The following is an 18800-nucleotide window of genomic DNA, read 5'->3' on the forward strand; positions in this document are numbered from 1 at the left end:
GGGATGGGGCGATGATCAAGAAAATCAGGATTCTCCTGGCGCTGGGCCTCGTTGTCGCCGGTTCGCTGGTCCTCGTGCCGTTACAGATACTGTCGATGAAGACTGGCTGGTGGCCGGAAACCTTCATCCTCAAGGTCTGGCACAGGCTGATCGTCAGGGCGCTCGGCATGCGCATCCATGTCAAGGGAGCGCTGTCCGACAAGCGCCCGCTGCTGGTTGCGTCCAATCACATCTCCTGGACCGACATCATGGTGCTCGGCTCTTTTGCCGACGTAAAGTTCATCGCCAGGGCGGATATGGAAGGCTGGCCGCTGATCGGCATGCTGTCGAAGCTGCAGCGCACCGTGTTCATCGAGCGCGAGCGCAAGCGATCGTCGGGCGACCAGGCAAGCGAGATTGCCAGCCGCATGGCCAAGGGCGATGCGATGGTGCTGTTTGCCGAGGGCTCGACCGGCGACGGCAATATGGTCCTGCCGTTCAAGAGCACGCTGTTCGGCGCCGCCTCGATGGCGATTTCCGAAGGCGCGGCGGAACAGGTGTTCATCCAGCCGGTGGCGATCGCCTATACGCGTCTGCACGGCGTGCCGCTCGGCCGCCGGCATCGCCCGCTTGCCGCCTGGATCGGCGATGAGGATTTGATGCCGCATCTCAAGGTATTGCTCGCTGAGGGCGCGCTCGACGTCGAGGTGCATTTCGGCGAGGCAATCGCCTTTTCCAAGGGTTCGAACCGCAAGGAGACGTCGAAACTGATGGAAAGCCAGGTGCGTGAGATGATGCAGGCGGCGCTTGCCGACCCGCGGCCGAGCCGGTAGCTCCGGCACGCCCTTGCTGGCGCGGGCCGAGAATCGTCTGTTTTTTGTCACGGAAAGGCGTTAGAAGCCGCCTTATGGACTTGAACACGATAGAAAGCGACGACATCGGCACTACGGCTGGACAGCCGGCGGTGCTTCCCGCGGCAGCGAGAAAAGTCTTCATCAAGACCTATGGCTGCCAGATGAACGTCTATGATTCACAGCGTATGGCCGATGCGCTGGCTGCCGACGGCTATTCCGCGACCGATGCCATTGGCGAGGCGGACCTGGTGCTGCTGAACACCTGTCATATCAGGGAGAAGGCTGCCGAAAAGGTCTATTCCGAGCTCGGCCGTATCCGCGACATGAAAGCCGAGCGTGCCCTGGCCGGCCGTGAGATGCTGGTCGGCGTCGCCGGCTGCGTGGCGCAGGCTGAAGGCGCCGAGATCATCCGCCGTTCGCCGGCCGTCGACCTGGTCATCGGTCCGCAGACCTATCACCGGCTCCCGGACGTGCTGGCGCGGGTGCGCGGCGGCGAAAAGATCGTCGAGACCGACTACGCCATCGAGGACAAGTTCGAGCATCTGCCGCAGCCCAAGCGCGCCGAGGTCATCAAGCGCGGCGTCACCGCCTTCCTCACCGTGCAGGAAGGCTGCGACAAGTTCTGCACCTTCTGCGTTGTGCCCTACACAAGGGGCTCCGAAGTCTCCCGGCCGGTGGCGCAGATTGTCGCGGAGGCTGAGCGCCTGGCCGAAGCCGGCGTGCGCGAAGTGACGCTGCTTGGCCAGAACGTCAATGCCTGGCATGGCCGGGGCGAGGCCAAAGGGGGCAAGACCGAGGAGTGGGGCCTTGGCCGCCTGCTCTTCAGGCTGGCCGAAATCCCCGGGCTGGCGCGTCTGCGCTACACCACCAGCCACCCGCGCGACATGGATGACGAACTGATAGCGGCCCATCGCGATCTGCCGGCGTTGATGCCCTATCTGCATCTTCCGGTGCAATCCGGCTCCGACCGCATCCTCAAGGCGATGAATCGCCGGCACACGGCGAGGGATTATCTGGCGCTGCTCGACCGTATCCGTGCCGCGCGGCCTGACATCGCGCTCTCCGGCGACTTCATCGTTGGCTTCCCCGGCGAGACAGAAGCGGATTTCGAGGCTACGATGGAGTTGGTGCGTCAGGTGAATTACGCCTCGGCCTTCTCGTTCAAATATTCGCCGCGCCCCGGCACGCCGGGCGCCGAAATGTCCGATCATGTGCCCGAAACGGTCAAGGACGAGCGCTTGCAGCGGCTGCAGGCTCTGCTTGTGAAGCAGCAGCAGGATTTCGGCTTGAGCCTCGTTGGAAGCACCATCGACACGCTGATCGAGAAGCCCGGCCGTCAGGCCGGCCAGAAGGTTGGCCGCTCACCTTGGCTGCAGCCGGTTATTGTTGATGAAAAGGCCGGCGAAATCGGTGACATTATCCAGGTGCGAATCACGAAGACGGGCTACAATAGCCTGTTCGCCGAATTGGCCTGAGGGTCTCGGCAGATGAGGAGAGACGGTTGAGCGCAGCAGAGCTGAAGAACCTGCCCCCGGTACCGGCATCTGGGGCTTCTGACATGGCGCACATCGTTCTGACTTTCGACAACAACAAGCTTGCCAGCGCCCTTTATGGTCAGTTCGACGAAAACCTCGCCAGGCTGGAGCAGAAGCTTGGCGTCGACATCCGCTCACGCGGCAACCAGCTGACCATCAAGGGTTCGGCGTCGGCCGCCGAGCAGGCGCGCCGCGCGCTCGACAATCTCTACGGCATTCTCCAGAAGGGCGTCGATATCGGCCAGTCCGACGTCGATGGCGCCGTGCGCATGGCGATTGCCGCCGACGATCAGCTGACCCTGCCGACGCTGGAGCGTAAGGGCAAGGTTTCCGCCGCCCAGATCGCCACCCGCAAGAAGACGATCTATGCCCGTTCACTCAACCAGGACGCCTATATGCGGGCGCTGGAACGGTCGGAACTGGTGTTCGGCATCGGCCCGGCCGGCACCGGCAAGACCTATCTGGCGGTGGCGCATGCGGCGATGCTGCTCGAGCGCGGCATGGTCGAGCGCATCATTCTCTCGCGGCCTGCGGTCGAGGCCGGCGAACGGCTGGGCTTCCTGCCCGGCGACATGAAGGAGAAGGTCGATCCCTATCTGCGGCCGCTCTATGATGCGCTCTACGACATGATGCCCGCCGACAAGGTTGAGCGCGCCATTGCCGCCGAAGTGATCGAGATCGCGCCGCTCGCCTTCATGCGCGGCCGCACGCTGGCGCATGCCGCCGTCATCCTCGACGAGGCGCAGAACACCACGCCGATGCAGATGAAGATGTTCCTGACGCGTCTGGGCGAAAATTCGCGCATGATCGTCACCGGCGACCCGACCCAGATCGACCTTCCCTCCAACACCAAATCGGGCCTGGTCGAAGCCTTGCGGGTGCTGGACGGTGTGGCGGGCGCGGTCACCGTGCGCTTCAACGACGGCGATGTGGTCCGCCATCCACTGGTGGCGGAAATCGTCAGGGCCTACGACCGGGACGCCAAGCTGGCGCGCGGCCTCGGCGCCGAGAATTGATGTTGACGATGCGGCTTCATGCCTGAGGACATAATATCCGGCGACGGGAATGTTCCCGTCGACATCGACATATCGGTTGAGGCGGGCAACTGGCCCGACGAGGTAAGCCTGACGCGGCTGGTCGATGGCGCGGTCAAGGCGGCTTTTGCCGAAACCGGCGTGGCGGGCCGTTCCGAACTCAGCCTCGTTTTTACCGACGACGCCCATGTCCAGCTCCTCAATGCCGGCTGGCGCGGCAAGGACAAGCCGACCAACGTCTTGTCTTTCCCGGCTTTGCCGTTTGCGCAAGGCGGTCCGTTGCCGCCGATGCTGGGCGACATCGTGCTGGCCGCCGAAACGGTCGCCCATGAAGCGGCACTGGAAGACAATCCGGTCGAGAACCATATCACCCATCTCGTCATCCACGGCCTGCTGCATTTGCTGGGCTACGATCACGAGACCGAGGCCGAGGCCGAGGCGATGGAAGCCGTCGAACGCGCGGCGCTTGCAAGGCTTGCCATTCCCGACCCCTACGCGTAACTACATCTGATCAATTGACCGGACGACGATGAACGACAAACCAGAGACTGCCGCCCGCCCCGACGCCGGCAGTGCGACCAAGGCTTCCGACACGTCGGAAGAGGGATCAAGTCCGAGTACCGTTACCTCTGGTGCTAACAGTACCTCTGGCGCTAGCAGTACCTCTGCTGCTGCCGGTGCTGGCAGCGCTGCCAGCGAGACGTTGCCTGCCGGTCCCTCCCTGTTCGACCGCGTTCTGGGCCTGTTCAAGCAACGCAACGGAACCAGCCTGCGTGAGGAAATTGCCGGCGCGCTAGCCGAGACGACGAGCGATGCCGGCGCCTTCTCGCCCGGCGAACGCGCCATGCTCAACAACATCCTGCGGCTGCGCGAAGTGCGCGTCGAGGACGTCATGGTACCGCGCGCCGACATCCAGGGGGTCGAAATCACGACGACGCTCGGCGATCTCCTGGGCACTTTCGAACAATCCGGCCATTCGCGCATGCCGGTCTATTCCGAGACGCTCGATGATCCGCGCGGCATGGTCCATATCCGTGACGTGCTGGCCCACATCACCAAGATCGCGCGCGTCAAGAAGGGCCGCACGACCAGGAAAACCCCCGCTGCCACGGTTCTCGATCTTGCCCAGGTCGACCTCGCACGCACCATTGGCGACCTCAATCTGATCCGCCCGGTGCTGTTCGTGCCGCCGTCGATGCTTGCCTCCGACCTGATGGGCCGCATGCAGACGACGCGCACCCAGATGGCGCTGGTCATCGACGAATATGGCGGCACCGACGGCCTCGCCTCGCTGGAAGACATCGTCGAGATGGTGGTCGGCGACATCGAGGACGAGCATGACGACGACGAGCCGATGATCACCCAGAGCGGCGACGGCGTGTTCATCGTCGACGGCAAGGCCGAGATCGACGACGTCGCCAAGATGATCGGCGGGGATTTCGCCGCCGGTGAACATGGCGAATATGTCGACACGATCGGCGGCATGATTTTCAACACGCTTGGCCGTGTTCCGGCCCGCGGCGAGGTGGTGCAGGCCATACCCGGCTTCGAGTTCCACGTCCTCGACGCCGATCCGCGCCGCGTCAAGCGCGTGCGCATCGTGCAGAGCCAGAAGGGTGAGCGCCGCCGGCGCGCCACCGCGCGCACCGAACAGGCGTAAGCGTTACGCTCGCCCGATGACTGTCGACGACCCGTTCAAGCATCCAAGTCTGGGTTCCGGTGTTTTCTATAAGGACCCTCGTGCCGCGCTGGACTGGCTGGAAGCAGCCTTCGGCTTCGCGCGCAGCATGGTGGTCAGCGATACCGAGGGAAACTCGTCCATGCAGAGATGCGATTCGGCGACAGCTACATCATCGTAGATTCCGAATGGAGCGATTATGTTGCCAGCCCGGCTTCGGTCTTGGGCAAGAACACGCAGTCGATCTATGTCAGGCTGAAGCGCGGCCTGGATGCGCATTGCGAGCAGGCGCGGGCGGTCGACGCTGATATAATCCAGGAGCCGGCGGATCAGTTCTACGGCGAGCGCCAGTATCGTGCACGCGACCCCGAAGGCCATGTCTGGACCTTCACGCAGACCATCCGTTCGGTTCCGCGCGAGGAGGCCGAGCGGCTGGGCGGCGTCCAAATCGAGGGTTGGCACCGGTAGGGCAGGGCCGAAGCTGTGCATCTCAGCCAGCCCATCCGCCGTTTGGAGCGCGGAGCGCAGCCTGTTAAATCTTGTGTCCTGATTCGCGACTCGGAAGTATGCATGGAGCGCCTCACCGGCCGGATAATTCTGCTTTGGGGTTGGCGGCGTGCGCTCGTGGCGTTTCTCGCAGGCGCTTTTGCCGTGCTTGGGCAGGCGCCTTACGATTTCTTCGCCGCCTGTTTCGTCTCGTTTTCGCTGCTGGTCTGGCTGCTCGACGGCGCCACCGGCGAAGCTTCCGGCAGCCTGTTCCAGCGCCTGCGGCCGGCTTTCGCCGTCGGTTGGTGGTTCGGTTTCGGCTATTTCCTCGCCGGCCTCTGGTGGATCGGCTCGGCGCTGCTGGTCGAGGCCGACAGTTTTGCCTGGGCGCTTCCCTTCGCGGTGGTCGGCATTCCTTTCATGCTCGCCTTTTTCTACGGCTTTGCGGCAATCGTTGCCCGGCTGCTGTGGAGCAACGACATTGGCCGCATCGCCGCCCTTGCCTTCGGCTTCGGCCTGGCGGAATGGCTGCGCGATTTCCTGTTCACCGGTTTTCCCTGGAATGCCGTCGGCTACGCGGCCATGCCCGTGCCGCTGCTGATGCAGAGCGTCTCGGTGACGGGCATGATCGGCATGAACGCGCTCGCGGTGTTCGTCTTCGCATTGCCGGCACTGCTGGCGGCACGTCGGCATCTGCGCCTCGGCGCGGCACTGTTTGTCGTGCTCGCCGCCGCCCATGTCGGCTTCGGCTATGTCAGGCTTGCCGCTCCCGAACCGCCAGCTTCACGCAGCCTGGATGTCCGCATCGTCCAGCCGGCCGTTGACCTGTCGGAAAAATGGGATGCCTCGGTGCGCGACCGCATCTTCGCGGTCCTGATGGGGCTCTCGGCCAAGGCGCCGGACCCAGGCCATCAAAAGCCGCAACTGATCTTGTGGCCCGAAACCTCGGTGCCGTTCCTCTTCACCGAGCGTCCGGACGCATTGACGGCGCTGGGGGACATGCTCGGACCCGGCCAGATGCTGATTGCCGGCGTCGTTCGCGAGGAAGGCGGTTCGGCCGCGAATGCCGACAGCCGTTACTACAACTCCGTGGTGGCGATCGACGACAAGGGTGAAATCGCTGACGCCGTCGACAAGGTTCACCTGGTGCCGTTCGGCGAATACCTGCCTTTCGCCGATCTGCTCCAGCGTTTCGGCATCGAGCAACTGGTTGCCGGGCCGATGAGTTTCGCGGCCGGCAATGAGCGCCACGCCATCACGCTGCCCGATGGCATCCGTGCGCTGCCATTTATCTGTTATGAGGTGATCTTTCCCGATCTTGTGGCAGTTGACGCTGCGTCAGCGCAGCTTATTGTGAACGTTACCAACGATGCGTGGTTCGGCGACACGCCGGGTCCGTATCAGCATTTCAGGCAGGCCCAGATCCGTGCGGTGGAAAATGGATTGCCATTGGTGCGTGCTGCCAACAACGGCATCTCGGCCGTCGTCGATCCGCGTGGGCGCATCGTCGATGCGCTTGCGATCGACGCACGCGGCGCCATCGACGCCCACATACCGATTTCCGGACAGGCGCTCATATCTCCCGGCCAACGGCGCATTAACGGAATGCTGATCATGTTGCTGTTTGCCGTTGGGGCAGCGCTGTTGAACGTAAGGCAAAGGCTACGGGTGAATTGACAGCCCACACATTAGAAACTCATACTGTAAGTGCCTGAAAATTTCTCGAAGCCGGTGGATCGTTCTGTTGGGGCAGTTGCCTCCGGCTTTGTTTGGGCAGGAAAAAAATAGAGAAAGCCGAAAAAATTCGGCGAGGAAAAAATGACAGAAGACAACAAGAAGAAACCGAATCCGATCGACATCCATGTTGGCAGTCGCATCCGGCTTCGCCGCAACATGCTGGGAATGAGCCAGGAAAAGCTGGGAGAAAACCTCGGCATCACATTTCAACAGATTCAGAAATATGAAAAAGGCACCAACCGCGTCGGCGCCAGCCGATTGCAGGCGATAGCGTCCATACTCGGCGTGCCTGTCGCCTTCTTTTTCGAGGATGCGCCCGGCCAGGAGCCCGTGGCGGGCCGTGGATTTGCCGAGGACGCGTCGATGGCTTTCGCCGTCGAATTCTGCGGCAGTCCCGAAGGACTCCAACTCAACCGGGCCTTTGTCAAGATCGCGGATGCCAAGGTGCGCCGCAGGATCATAGACCTAGTCAAGTCCCTCTCCACCGACGATCCCGACTGATCGGCAATCACGCCAGGACTGGCGGCGTCTTGCCGCCGGTGGCACAAGATAACTGCATCGACATTCATGCCAGAACCGAAGCACCGCTTGACGAGCGGCGCTTCGCCCCGCTAACACGTGGCGCGCCAAAATCGGCAGCCTGCCGATCGTTTTTCAAGAGGGGACACCCGTGACGCGGCAGAACTACTTCTTTACCTCGGAATCCGTTGCCGAGGGCCATCCCGACAAAGTCTGTGACCGGATTTCCGACGAGATCGTCGATCTGGTGTATCGCGAAGCCAAGAAGACCGGCATGGACCCGTGGAAAGTCCGTGTCGCCTGCGAGACGCTGGCCACCACAAACCGTGTCGTGATCGCCGGCGAAGTGCGTGTTCCCGACACGTTGCTCAAGCGGGACAAGGCCGGCAATATTCTCAAGGATGCCGCCGGGCATTCGGTCGTCAATCCGGCCAAGTTCAAATCGGTCGCCCGCAAGGCGATCCGCGAAATCGGCTACGAGCAGGCCGGCTTTCATTGGAAAACGGCGAAGATCGAGGTTCTGCTGCACGGCCAGTCGCCTGACATCGGCCAGGGCGTCGACAATGCCTCCGACCGTCAGGGCGAAGAGGGTGCCGGCGACCAGGGCATCATGTTCGGTTACGCCTGTCGCGAGACGCCGGATCTGATGCCGGCGCCGATCTACTACAGCCACAAGATCCTCGAACTGCTGGCTGCCGCCCGTCACGAAGGCAGCGGTGAAGCCGGCAAGCTCGGGCCGGATGCCAAGAGCCAAGTCACCGTTCGCTATGTCGACGGCAAGGCCGCCGAGGCGACGCAGATCGTGCTGTCCACACAGCATCTCGATGCGAGCTGGGATTCGAAGAAGGTCCGCAAGGTCGTCGAACCCTATATCCGAGAGGCGCTGGGCGACCTCAAGATCGCCGACGATTGCATGTGGTACATCAATCCGACCGGCAAGTTCGTCATTGGCGGGCCGGACGGCGATGCCGGACTGACCGGCCGCAAGATCATCGTCGACACCTATGGTGGTGCCGCACCCCATGGCGGCGGCGCCTTCTCCGGCAAGGACACCACCAAGGTGGATCGTTCGGCGGCCTATGCGGCGCGCTACCTGGCCAAGAACGTCGTGGCGGCGAAACTCGCCGACCGCTGCACCATCCAGCTTTCCTACGCCATCGGCGTTGCTCAGCCGCTGTCGGTCTATGTCGACTTGCACGGTACCGGCAAGGTCGACGAGGCAAAGCTCGAGGACGCGTTGCGCACGGTGATGGATCTGTCGCCGTCGGGCATCCGCCGTCACCTCGATCTCAACAAACCGATCTACGCCAAGACGTCGTCCTACGGCCATTTCGGCCGCAAGGCCGGCCGTGATGGGTCTTTCTCCTGGGAAAAGACCGATCTCGCCAAGGCACTCAAGGACGCGGTCGCCGCCTGACAGCGGCACCGCAAAGTCCCGCCATGGATCCGAAGGACAGACCAAGCCGCGCGACCGAAGCCTTTTTCGGTCGCCGGCGCGGCAAGACCATGCGCCCGCAGCAGGCGGCCGCACTGGAAATCGGCTTTGGCACATATCGGCTCGATCTGGCGGCCGAGCCGCCGGCTGATCTCAGCGCTTTGTTTGAGACGGATGTCCGCGCGGTTCGCCTCGAGATTGGCTTCGGCGGTGGCGAGCATCTCCTGCATCGTGCGACCGAGGCCCCAGCGATCGGCTTTATCGGCGTCGAGCCCTTCGTCAACGGCATGGCCAAGATGATGATGGCGGTGCGCGAGAAACCGCTCGCCAATTTGCGGGTTTATGACGACGACGCCACAAGGCTGCTCGACTGGCTGCCGCAAGCCTCGCTCGACGGCATCGATCTGCTCTATCCCGATCCCTGGCCGAAGAAGAAACACTGGAAGCGGCGCTTCGTCAGCCCGGTCAATCTCGAGCGGTTCGCGCGTGTGCTGAAGCCTGGTTCAAAATTCCGCTTTGCGTCCGACATCGACACCTATGTCAACTGGACCCTGCTGCATTGCCGCGCGCATGGCGCGTTCGCATGGCAGGCTTGCGAGGCGGCGGACTGGCACCGGCCCTATGAAGGCTGGCCAGGCACCCGTTACGAGGTCAAGGCCATTCGTGAGGGCCGGCGGCCGGCCTATCTTACCTTCATTCGGAAATAGGCTCGCGGTCTTAGAGCAATTCCAGGAAAAGTGTGAAACGGTTTTCCGTCCGGAATTGCGTCAAAGCTAGAAGCGGCGGCCGATGCGATCGAAGGCGGCAGGCTCGACGCCGAGGTTGCGCAGGTCGTCGGCGCGCGGCCTGCGACCGGCTTCCACGGCCCGTGAAGCGGCCACGGCGCTGCCGAATACGGTGAAGAAGTCGCCTATTGCAGAAAATATCTTGCGGTTGTTCATGATCATGTCCTTTCGTGCACGTGTGACGCACGACCACATTTGTGCAGCGCAACATAACTAGGTGCGTTTCAGCGCCAATCCCATGGGGGTCGCCGCATAGGCGCCATGCGCCCCATGCAACGCTGGCGCGGGCAGCCTCGATGGCGGCGTTACCCTACCAGCATAGCGGGCTTGAAACACAGGCCATGATCGTTTATATCAGCCTCAAATTCTTGGTCGGTATGACGAAGAGTGGGTCCACCCGGTCCCGCTCTTTTTTATTACCTGCCGATAACTTCGTAGAGAACGACAGGGCTTCAATGACCGCAACGGCAAACGAGGGCGACGATCGCATCATCCGCGAAAGCGGCATCGATGCACGCATCGCGCTGATCGTCCAGCCGGTTCTGCGTGGCATCGGCTTCCGCCTCGTGCGGGTGCATCTGTCGGGCCAGAACGGGCTGACGCTGCAGATCATGGCCGAACGCGAGGACGGCACCATGACCGTCGAGGATTGCGAAGAGGTCAGCCGCGCGGTGTCGCCGGCGCTCGACGTCGACGATCCGATCGAAAAGGCCTATCATCTTGAAGTCTCGTCGCCCGGCATCGACCGGCCGCTGGTCCGCAAATCGGATTTCACGACCTGGACGGGTCATCTGGTGAAGATGGAAACATCGATCGTCGTTGCCGACCGCAAGCGTTTCAAGGGCAAGATCGCCGAAGCCGGCGAAGACGATGTGCTGATCGAGCGCGACAAGGCCGCCTATGGCGAGGAGCCGACGGTGCGCGTCCCCTATGATGCGATTGCCGATGTGCGCTTGATCCTGACAGACGATCTTATCCGCGATGCCCTGTCGAAGGACAACAGGGCGCGCAAGGAAGCCAAGAAACGCCGCGGCGAACCGGACGACGACGAGTCGGGTGCGGAAGCGGACGCCACGGAAGAACACGAACAGGAACTATGATTGAGCTGCCGGGCGCAAAGGTCCGGCAAACAGGCTCGGGAGAAAAACGATGGTTGTAAGCGCCAACAGACTTGAATTGCTGCAGATCGCTGACGCGGTCGCGCGTGAAAAGTCGATCGACAAGTCGATCGTCATCGCCGCCATGGCCGATGCGATCCAGAAGGCGGCGCGCTCGCGTTACGGTCAGGAGACCAACATCCGCGCCGACATCAACCCGAACACCGGTGAGATGAAGCTGCAGCGGCTGATGGAAGTGGTCGAGAAGGTCGATGACTACGCCACGCAGATCGCCATTTCCTCGGCGCGCGAGCGCAATCCCGACGCTCAGCTCGGCGACTTCATCGCTGAACAGCTGCCGCCCATGGATTTCGGCCGCATCGCCGCCCAGTCGGCCAAGCAGGTCATCGTGCAGAAGGTCCGCGAGGCCGAACGCGACCGCCAGTATGACGAGTACAAGGACCGCATCGGCGAGATCGTCAACGGTACCGTCAAGCGCGTCGAATACGGCAACGTCATTGTCGATCTCGGCCGCGGCGAAGCGATCATCCGCCGCGATGAGCTGATCCCGCGCGAGAACTACAAATATGGCGACCGCGTCCGCGCTTATGTCTACGATGTGCGCCGCGAGCAGCGCGGCCCGCAGATTTTCCTGTCGCGCACCCATCCGCAGTTCATGGCCAAGCTGTTCACCATGGAAGTGCCGGAAATTTATGACGGCATCATCGAGATCAAATCGGTCGCCCGCGATCCAGGTTCGCGCGCCAAGATCGCCGTCATCTCGCGCGACAGCTCGATCGATCCGGTCGGCGCCTGCGTCGGCATGCGCGGCAGCCGCGTCCAGGCCGTCGTCGGCGAATTGCAGGGCGAGAAGATCGACATCATTCCGTGGTCGCCTTCGGCGGCGTCCTTCATCGTCAATGCGCTGCAGCCGGCGGAAGTCGCCAAGGTCGTGCTCGACGAGGATGCTGAACGCATCGAAGTCGTGGTTCCCGACGACCAGCTGTCGCTGGCCATCGGCCGCCGCGGCCAGAACGTGCGCCTGGCTTCGCAGCTGACCGGTTGGGATATCGACATCCTGACCGAGGCCGAAGAATCCGAGCGCCGCCAGAAGGAATTCGTCGAGCGTTCGTCGCTGTTCATGGAAGCCCTCGACGTCGACGAGATGGTCGGCCAGGTGCTGGCCTCCGAAGGCTTCACCAGCGTTGAGGAAGTCGCTTATGTCGATTCTGGCGAGATCGCCTCTATCGACGGTTTCGATGAGGACACCGCTTCGGAAATCCAGACCCGCGCCCGCGAATATCTGGAGAAGATCGAGGCCGAGCACGACGACAAGCGCAAGGCGCTCGGTGTTTCCGACGAATTGCGCGAAATCCCCGGCGTCACCACCGCCATGATGGTGACGCTTGGCGAGGACGGCGTGAAGACGATCGAGGATTTCGCTGGCTATGCCGCTGACGACCTGACCGGCTGGAAGGAACGCAAGGACGGCGAGACAAAAGTCTATCCGGGCGTGCTCGCCAATCATGGCGTGACCCGCGCAGACGCCGAACAAATGGTTCTGGCCGCCCGCCTCAAGGCCGGCTGGATCACCGAAGACGAGCTTGCAGCCGAAGAAGTCTCGGCTGACGAAGCCGTTGGTGCGTGAGGTGAAACCGCATCGCACCGAACCCGCCCTTGGACGAGATGAACGATCGCACCTGCATCGTTACGCGCAAACAAGCCGAACCGGATGATCTGATCCGGTTTGTCGTCGGCCCGAATTCGGCCGTCGTTCCCGACATCAAGAGAAATCTGCCCGGCCGCGGTTGCTGGGTGAGCGCCGACCGCCTACATATCGACAAGGCTGCGGCGAAGAACCTCTTTGCCCGCGCCTTCAAGGCACAGGTGGTCGTGCCGCCCGATCTTGGCGGCATGATCGACGGGCTACTTTCCAGGCACGCTCTGGGCATGCTTGGTCTTGCCCGCAAGGCAGGCGCAATTTCGCTGGGTGCCACCAAGGTCGAAAGTGCTGTCCGCGGTGGATTGGCGCTTTTCGTGCTCCACGCGACCGAGGCGTCCGACGACGGCGTGCGCAAGATCAGCCAGGCGCGACGGGCGACAGTCCATCTCGGCGGGCCCGCTATCCTTGCCTACAAACTTTTCTCCGAGGCCGAGTTGAGCTTGGCATTGGGGGGTACAAATGTGATACATGCTGCCGTTCTCGCGGGAGACGCGGGCAGGGCGGTCCAGAAGCGCATGGTTGCGCTCGACCGGTATCGGGGCGGTTCCCCGGACGATCTGGCAATGCTTGCGGCTGTTGCTGACGAAGATGATGCCGCAGAGGATATGGAATGAGCGATACGAAATCGGGTGACGACAATACGCTGAGTGTGACGCCGAAGAAGACCTTGACGCTGAAGCGCCCCGGTATGGAACAGGGCACTGTGCGCCAGAACTTCTCGCACGGCCGCACCAAGCAGGTCGTCGTCGAAACCAAGAAGCGCAAGTTCTCGATGCCCGGCGACAAGCCGGAGCCTGTTGCCGCCCCCGTCTTCACACCGAAGCCGGCGGTCGTGGCCGCACCCGTCGTCGTGCCGGAAGCACCGAAGGCGCCACCACCGCCGCCGGCCCCGGTCGAACGCAGCGGTATGGTGCTGAACGAACTGTCGCGCAGTGAAATGGAAGCGCGCCGCAGGGCGCTCGAGGGCTCGAAGGTTCGCGAGGTCGAGGACCGCCAGCGCGCCGCCGAGGATGCCAAGCGTCGCGCCGAGGACGAAGAGCGCCGCAAGCGCGAACGCGATGAATCCGCACGCCGCCAGGCCGAGGAAGAGGCGCGGTTGCAGACCGAGGCCGAATCCCGCCGTCGGGCTGAGGAAGAGGCCCGTCGACGCGCGCCATTGGCCGCCGAACTGGCAACAGTCGATGACGAGGAAGTGGCCAAGCCGAAACGTGTTGGTGCCGGCGCACCGGTGCGCCGTCCGGTCACGCCCGAAGTGGCGCGTCCGGCCAAGCCGACCAAGGCCGAGGAAGACCGCCGCCGCGGCAAGCTGACGCTGAATTCAGCATTGTCCGACGAAGACGCGCGAGCCCGGTCGCTGTCGTCGATGCGTCGCCGCCAGGAAAAATTCAAGCGCGCGATGCACAATGAGCCGCGCGAGAAAGTCATGCGCGAAGTGATCCTGCCAGAGACCATCACCATCCAGGAACTGGCGCAACGCATGTCCGAGCGCGCGGTCGACCTGGTCAAGTTCTTCATGAAGCAGGGCCAGATCCTGAAGCCGGGCGACGTCATCGACGCCGACACGGCCGAGTTGGTTGCCACCGAATTCGGCCACACGGTCCGCCGCGTCGCCGAGTCCGACATCGAGGAAGGCCTGTTCAACATCGCCGACAGTGCCGAGGACCTGGTTTCGCGTCCGCCGGTCGTGACGATCATGGGTCACGTCGATCACGGCAAGACCTCGCTGCTCGACGCGATCCGCAACGCCAATGTCGTCTCCGGCGAAGCCGGCGGCATCACCCAGCACATCGGCGCCTACCAGGTCGAGAAGAACGGTCACAAGATCACCTTCATCGACACGCCCGGCCACGCCGCCTTCACAGCGATGCGTGCTCGTGGCGCCCAGGCGACCGACATTGCCATCCTGGTGGTTGCGGCCGACGACAGCGTCATGCCGCAGACGATCGAATCGATCAGCCATGCCAAGGCGGCCGGCGTTCCGATCATCGTGGCGATCAACAAGATCGACAAGCATGATGCCGATCCGCAGAAAGTGCGCTCGGAGCTGCTGCGCCACGAGGTTTTCGTCGAATCCATGGGGGGTGAAGTTCTGGACGTCGAAGTGTCGGCGACCAAGGGCACCAATCTCGACAAACTGCTCGAGGCGATCCTGCTGCAGGCCGAAATTCTCGACCTGAAGGCCAATCCGGATCGTACCGCCGAAGGCGTCGTCATCGAAGCCCAGCTCGACAAGGGCCGTGGCCCCGTCGCCACCGTGCTGGTGCAGACCGGCACGCTGATGCCGGGCGACATCCTGGTTGCCGGCAACGAATGGGGCCGGGTCCGTGCGCTGGTCAACGATCGTGGCACGCAGATCAAGGAAGCGCCGCCGGCGATGCCGGTGGAAGTGCTTGGCTTGCAGGGCACACCGCAGGCCGGCGACCGCTTCGCCGTGGTCAACAACGAGGCCCGTGCCCGCGAGATCACCGAATACCGCCAGCGTCTGGCGCGCGAGAAGGCGGTTGCCAAGCATGCCGGCCAGCGCGGGTCGCTCGAGCAGATGATGTCGCAATTGCAGACAAGCGGGCTGAAGGAATTTCCGCTGGTCATCAAGGGCGACGTGCAGGGCTCGATCGAGGCGATCAACGCCGCGCTCGACAAGCTCGGCACCGACGAGGTGCGTGCGCGCATCGTCCATGCCGGTGCCGGCGCCATCACCGAAAGCGACGTGTCGCTGGCGGAGACTTCGGGTGCCGCGATCATCGGCTTCAACGTCCGCGCCAACGTCCAGGCACGTGCCGCCGCAGCGGCGGCTGGCATCGAGATCCGCTACTACTCGATCATCTACAACCTCGTGGATGACGTGAAGGCGGCTCTGTCGGGCCTGCTGTCGCCGGAGCGTCGCGAGACCTTCATTGGCAACGCGCAGATCCTCGAGATCTTCGACATCACCAAGGTCGGCAAGATCGCCGGCTGCCGTGTCACCGAAGGCAAGGTCGAACGCGGTGCGGGGGTGCGCCTGATCCGCGACAACGTCGTCATCCACGAAGGGACGCTGAAGACGCTGAAGCGCTTCAAGGACGAAGTTTCGGAAGTCCCCGGCGGCCAGGAGTGCGGCATGGCCTTCCAGAACTACGAGGACATGCGCGTCGGCGACGTCATCGAGTGCTTCCGCGTCGAGATGGTGACCCGGACACTCTGAGTTCGAGTGACTTGTCCATACCGGGCGGTGGCCGAGAGGCCGCCGCCCGAGGTCTATTGAGAACGACCCATATGAGACATGCGGCACGGTCCCATCCCGCGCCTCACGCTTTCAGGATAGAGAAAAATGCCCCGTCCAACCACATCCAGCCCATCCCAGCGCATGCTGCGCGTCGCCGAACAGGTGCGCCATGCGCTATCCGAAACCCTGCAGCGCGGCGAGATCATCGATCCGCTGATCGAGAACACCGTGGTGTCGGTTTCGGAAGTGCGCATGTCGCCCGATTTGAAGGTCGCTACCGCTTTCGTCTCGCCGCTCGGCGCCAAGGATACCGATGCGGTGGTCGAGGCGCTGAACAAGCATGCGAAATTCGTCCGTGGCCGTGTCTCCGGCGCGCTGCGGCAGATGAAGTTCATGCCGGAGTTCCGCTTCAAGCTCGACACCTCCTTCGACAATTTTGCCAGGATCAATGACCTGTTGAAATCGCCGGAAGTGGCGCGCGATCTGGGTCCTGAGGACCAGGAAAACGCGGACCAGGACAAAGACGACAACAAGGACACCGAATAGTGGCGCGCCGCGGCAAGAAGAAGGGCCGGCCGATCTCGGGCTGGCTGATCTTGGACAAGCCGGTCGGCATGGGCTCGACCGAAGCCGTCTCCAAGATCAAATGGCTGTTCCAGGCCGAAAAGGCCGGCCATGCCGGCACGCTCGACCCGCTGGCGTCCGGTATGCTGCCGATCGCGCTTGGCGAGGCCACCAAGACGGTGCCTTACGTGCAGGACGGCGCAAAGATCTATCGCTTCACCGTTGCCTGGGGGCAGGAGCGCTCCACCGATGACCTCGAAGGTCCGGTGACGAAAGAGTCCGACTTGCGCCCGTCGGAAGCCCAAGTGCTCGCCCTGCTGCCGAAATACACTGGCGTCATCATGCAGACGCCGCCGCAATTCTCGGCCATCAAGATCGCGGGCGAGCGTGCCTATGATCTGGCCCGCGACGGCGCGACAGTCGACATACCCGCGCGAGAGATCGAGATCGGCCGTCTGGACGTTGTCGAGCACAACGCCGACCATACTGTTTTCGAGGTCGAATGCGGCAAGGGTACCTATGTGCGCTCGCTGGCCCGCGACATGGGCCGCGACATGGGCTGTTTTGGCCACATTTCCGAATTGCGCCGGGTCGAGGTCGAGCCGTTCACGGCGGAGGATTTCGTCACCATTGCCGAACTGGAAGCCGCCCGTTTCGGTGTCCAGGACGAAGACAGCACGACGGACGTCACTGACGCAACGGAAGCCGCTGACACGACAGAGGCTGTCGACAAGGTGGAAGTACCAATCGACTTCGACGCCATCGATGCGCTTCTGGTCGATACGTCGGCGGCTCTCGACTGCCTGCCGCAGATCGCCATCAGCGACGATGCAGCGACCAAGATCCGCCTTGGCAACCCGGTCATCATCCGCGGCCGCGACGCACCGGTGGAAGCCGAGGAAGCCTGCGCCACGGCGCGCGGCAAGCTGGTCGCCATCGGTGCCATCGAGCAAGGCATGTTCAAGCCCAAGCGGGTCTTTGCCGGGTGACTCCTGTCGTCTAATGTCGAGGCGAGGACTCGCACGAGGGGCATATGGCAAAGGCTGAGACCGTGAAGACGCGGGCACCAGTGAAAACGCGGCGGCCGCCGGTCGGTGCGTCGCCCGGCACGCTGATCGCCGATCCCTCGGCGCGGCGCAGCGAACTCAGGCTGACGCTGATCTCGCCCGAAAAATTCAAGACTATCGAAAATGCCAGCATCGACGACCTCAACACCCATTGCGACAAGTGGCCGGTTATCTGGCTCGATTGTACCGGCCTCGCCAACATCCCGCTGATCGAGGAGATCGGCCGCACTTTCAGCCTGCATCCGCTGGCGCTGGAGGACGTCGTCAACACCGGCCAGCGGCCGAAGGTCGACTTTTTCGAGGATCATGCCTTCGTCGTCGTCAGGATGATCGACGACGTCGCCTCGCACCGCTATGAGCAGATCGCCGTCTTCTTCGGCAATAATTTCGTCGTCACCTTCCAGGAGAGGGAGGGCGATCCGTTCGATCCCGTGCGCAAGCGCATCGAAAGCTCAGCGCCCAACCGGTTGCGCGCCCGCGGTGCCGATTACCTCGCCTATGCGCTGATCGACGCCATCGTCGACAGCTATTTTCCGCCGATCGAGGCCGCCGGCGATACGGTCGACAGCATCGAGGACCAGATGCTGCATTCGCCGCACAAGCATCAGATGCGGCAGCTGCATGAATTGCGGCGCGACGCCAACGTGCTGAAAGGCGTGCTGTGGCCGATGCGCGATGCGCTGGCGACGCTGATCCGCAACGATGTGCCCTATGTGAAGGCCGAGACCAAGATCTTCCTCAACGACACGCTCGACCATGCGCTACGGTTGATCGAGCTGGTCGAAACCCAGCGCGACATGCTGACCGGCCTGATCGAGATGCACCTGTCGCTGAGCCAGGCGCGCACCAACGACGTCATCAGCTATCTCACCATCGTCTCGGTCATCTTCATGCCGCTCACCTTCCTGGTCGGCATCTGGGGCATGAATTTCGATCCGGAGTCTTCGCCCTGGAACATGCCGGAACTGAAGGCCTATTATGGCTATCCCTTGTCGCTGTTGTTCATGGCGCTTGTCGCGTTCGGGCTGATCGCCTTCTTCAAATGGAAGAAATGGCTTTGACAAGGCTAAAACCTGCCATTTTGGCCTGAAAAGCCGGCTTGTGA

At 62.8% G+C, this 18800-nt stretch carries 17 protein-coding genes and 1 pseudogene; 17 read left to right on the forward strand and 1 reads right to left on the reverse strand.

Going from position 1 to position 18800, the window contains the following annotated elements:
- The first annotated feature begins 11 nt into the window (after positions 1-11).
- From olsA to trmB, 10 genes and pseudogenes are all read left to right on the forward strand, one after another.
- A complete protein-coding gene (olsA, locus tag NKJ04_RS03670; RefSeq protein WP_352554676.1) occupies positions 12-812 on the forward strand; it encodes a lyso-ornithine lipid O-acyltransferase in 801 nt (266 codons plus the stop codon).
- 74 nt (positions 813-886) lie between these two features.
- Entirely contained in the window at positions 887-2308 is a 1422-nt protein-coding gene (miaB, locus tag NKJ04_RS03675; protein WP_023811414.1) for a tRNA (N6-isopentenyl adenosine(37)-C2)-methylthiotransferase MiaB, read from the forward strand.
- Between the two features lie 83 nt (positions 2309-2391).
- The gene (locus tag NKJ04_RS03680; RefSeq protein ID WP_023758127.1) at positions 2392-3384 is read left to right on the forward strand and encodes a PhoH family protein; all 993 of its coding nucleotides are present in this window, start codon (positions 2392-2394) and stop codon (positions 3382-3384) included.
- An 18-nt stretch (positions 3385-3402) separates the two neighbouring features.
- Positions 3403-3903, forward strand: a complete 501-nt coding sequence (gene ybeY, locus NKJ04_RS03685; protein WP_352673555.1) for an rRNA maturation RNase YbeY — start codon at positions 3403-3405, stop codon at positions 3901-3903.
- 28 nt (positions 3904-3931) lie between these two features.
- Positions 3932-5062, forward strand: a complete 1131-nt coding sequence (locus tag NKJ04_RS03690) for a hemolysin family protein (RefSeq protein ID WP_352631043.1) — start codon at positions 3932-3934, stop codon at positions 5060-5062.
- A 16-nt stretch (positions 5063-5078) separates the two neighbouring features.
- A pseudogene (locus tag NKJ04_RS03695) lies at positions 5079-5548 on the forward strand (VOC family protein).
- Positions 5549-5650: 102 nt separating this feature from the next.
- Positions 5651-7243, forward strand: a complete 1593-nt coding sequence (gene lnt / locus NKJ04_RS03700) for an apolipoprotein N-acyltransferase (RefSeq protein WP_352673557.1) — start codon at positions 5651-5653, stop codon at positions 7241-7243.
- Positions 7244-7384: 141 nt separating this feature from the next.
- A complete protein-coding gene (locus NKJ04_RS03705) occupies positions 7385-7804 on the forward strand; it encodes a helix-turn-helix domain-containing protein (protein ID WP_023811410.1) in 420 nt (139 codons plus the stop codon).
- Positions 7805-7973: 169 nt separating this feature from the next.
- Positions 7974-9239 (forward strand): methionine adenosyltransferase, encoded by a 1266-nt coding sequence (metK, locus tag NKJ04_RS03710; RefSeq protein ID WP_023811409.1) that lies wholly within the window; start codon positions 7974-7976, stop codon positions 9237-9239.
- Between the two features lie 23 nt (positions 9240-9262).
- Positions 9263-9964 (forward strand): tRNA (guanine(46)-N(7))-methyltransferase TrmB, encoded by a 702-nt coding sequence (gene trmB / locus NKJ04_RS03715; RefSeq protein WP_352673560.1) that lies wholly within the window; start codon positions 9263-9265, stop codon positions 9962-9964.
- A gap of 66 nt (positions 9965-10030) precedes the next feature.
- Here trmB and NKJ04_RS03720 read toward each other — a convergent pair whose 3' ends face one another.
- A complete protein-coding gene (locus NKJ04_RS03720; RefSeq protein WP_352673562.1) occupies positions 10031-10198 on the reverse strand; it encodes a hypothetical protein in 168 nt (55 codons plus the stop codon).
- Positions 10199-10497: 299 nt separating this feature from the next.
- Between NKJ04_RS03720 and rimP the strand changes: the two genes are divergently transcribed.
- The 7 genes from rimP (at position 10498) to corA (ending at position 18756) form a co-directional block, all read left to right on the forward strand.
- Positions 10498-11142, forward strand: a complete 645-nt coding sequence (rimP, locus tag NKJ04_RS03725) for a ribosome maturation factor RimP (protein WP_352673563.1) — start codon at positions 10498-10500, stop codon at positions 11140-11142.
- Between the two features lie 49 nt (positions 11143-11191).
- Positions 11192-12787, forward strand: a complete 1596-nt coding sequence (gene nusA / locus NKJ04_RS03730; protein WP_013527896.1) for a transcription termination factor NusA — start codon at positions 11192-11194, stop codon at positions 12785-12787.
- A 38-nt stretch (positions 12788-12825) separates the two neighbouring features.
- The gene (locus NKJ04_RS03735) at positions 12826-13476 is read left to right on the forward strand and encodes an RNA-binding protein (RefSeq protein ID WP_352673565.1); all 651 of its coding nucleotides are present in this window, start codon (positions 12826-12828) and stop codon (positions 13474-13476) included.
- The gene (gene infB, locus NKJ04_RS03740) at positions 13473-16043 is read left to right on the forward strand and encodes a translation initiation factor IF-2 (RefSeq protein WP_352610752.1); all 2571 of its coding nucleotides are present in this window, start codon (positions 13473-13475) and stop codon (positions 16041-16043) included. The genes NKJ04_RS03735 and infB overlap by 4 nt, the downstream gene beginning before the upstream one ends.
- 126 nt (positions 16044-16169) lie before the next feature.
- Positions 16170-16610: a 30S ribosome-binding factor RbfA gene (gene rbfA / locus NKJ04_RS03745; RefSeq protein ID WP_352673566.1), complete on the forward strand. Its 441-nt coding sequence runs from the start codon at positions 16170-16172 to the stop codon at positions 16608-16610.
- Complete coding sequence (gene truB, locus NKJ04_RS03750) at positions 16610-17617, forward strand: tRNA pseudouridine(55) synthase TruB (protein WP_352673568.1); 1008 nt, start codon at positions 16610-16612, stop codon at positions 17615-17617. Before rbfA ends, truB begins: the two co-directional genes overlap by 1 nt.
- A gap of 44 nt (positions 17618-17661) precedes the next feature.
- Positions 17662-18756, forward strand: coding sequence for a magnesium/cobalt transporter CorA (corA, locus tag NKJ04_RS03755; protein ID WP_352673570.1), 1095 nt, complete (start codon positions 17662-17664; stop codon positions 18754-18756).
- The last annotated feature ends 44 nt before the right edge of the window (positions 18757-18800 follow it).

It is taken from the genome of Mesorhizobium sp. M0618, from assembly GCF_040320765.1.
Classification (GTDB): Bacteria; Pseudomonadota; Alphaproteobacteria; order Rhizobiales; family Rhizobiaceae; genus Mesorhizobium.

Bases quoted from the DNA above. Each gene is read 5' to 3' on its own strand.
- olsA (WP_352554676.1), top strand. From the start codon at position 12: ATGATCAAGAAAATCAGGATTCTCCTGGCGCTGGGCCTCGTTGTCGCC.
- miaB (WP_023811414.1), top strand. From the start codon at position 887: ATGGACTTGAACACGATAGAAAGCGACGACATCGGCACTACGGCTGGA.
- NKJ04_RS03680 (WP_023758127.1), top strand. From the start codon at position 2,392: ATGGCGCACATCGTTCTGACTTTCGACAACAACAAGCTTGCCAGCGCC.
- ybeY (WP_352673555.1), top strand. From the start codon at position 3,403: ATGCCTGAGGACATAATATCCGGCGACGGGAATGTTCCCGTCGACATC.
- NKJ04_RS03690 (WP_352631043.1), top strand. From the start codon at position 3,932: ATGAACGACAAACCAGAGACTGCCGCCCGCCCCGACGCCGGCAGTGCG.
- lnt (WP_352673557.1), top strand. From the start codon at position 5,651: ATGGAGCGCCTCACCGGCCGGATAATTCTGCTTTGGGGTTGGCGGCGT.
- NKJ04_RS03705 (WP_023811410.1), top strand. From the start codon at position 7,385: ATGACAGAAGACAACAAGAAGAAACCGAATCCGATCGACATCCATGTT.
- trmB (WP_352673560.1), top strand. From the start codon at position 9,263: ATGGATCCGAAGGACAGACCAAGCCGCGCGACCGAAGCCTTTTTCGGT.
- NKJ04_RS03720 (WP_352673562.1), bottom strand. From the start codon at position 10,198: ATGAACAACCGCAAGATATTTTCTGCAATAGGCGACTTCTTCACCGTA.
- rimP (WP_352673563.1), top strand. From the start codon at position 10,498: ATGACCGCAACGGCAAACGAGGGCGACGATCGCATCATCCGCGAAAGC.
- nusA (WP_013527896.1), top strand. From the start codon at position 11,192: ATGGTTGTAAGCGCCAACAGACTTGAATTGCTGCAGATCGCTGACGCG.
- NKJ04_RS03735 (WP_352673565.1), top strand. From the start codon at position 12,826: ATGAACGATCGCACCTGCATCGTTACGCGCAAACAAGCCGAACCGGAT.
- infB (WP_352610752.1), top strand. From the start codon at position 13,473: ATGAGCGATACGAAATCGGGTGACGACAATACGCTGAGTGTGACGCCG.
- rbfA (WP_352673566.1), top strand. From the start codon at position 16,170: ATGCCCCGTCCAACCACATCCAGCCCATCCCAGCGCATGCTGCGCGTC.
- corA (WP_352673570.1), top strand. From the start codon at position 17,662: ATGGCAAAGGCTGAGACCGTGAAGACGCGGGCACCAGTGAAAACGCGG.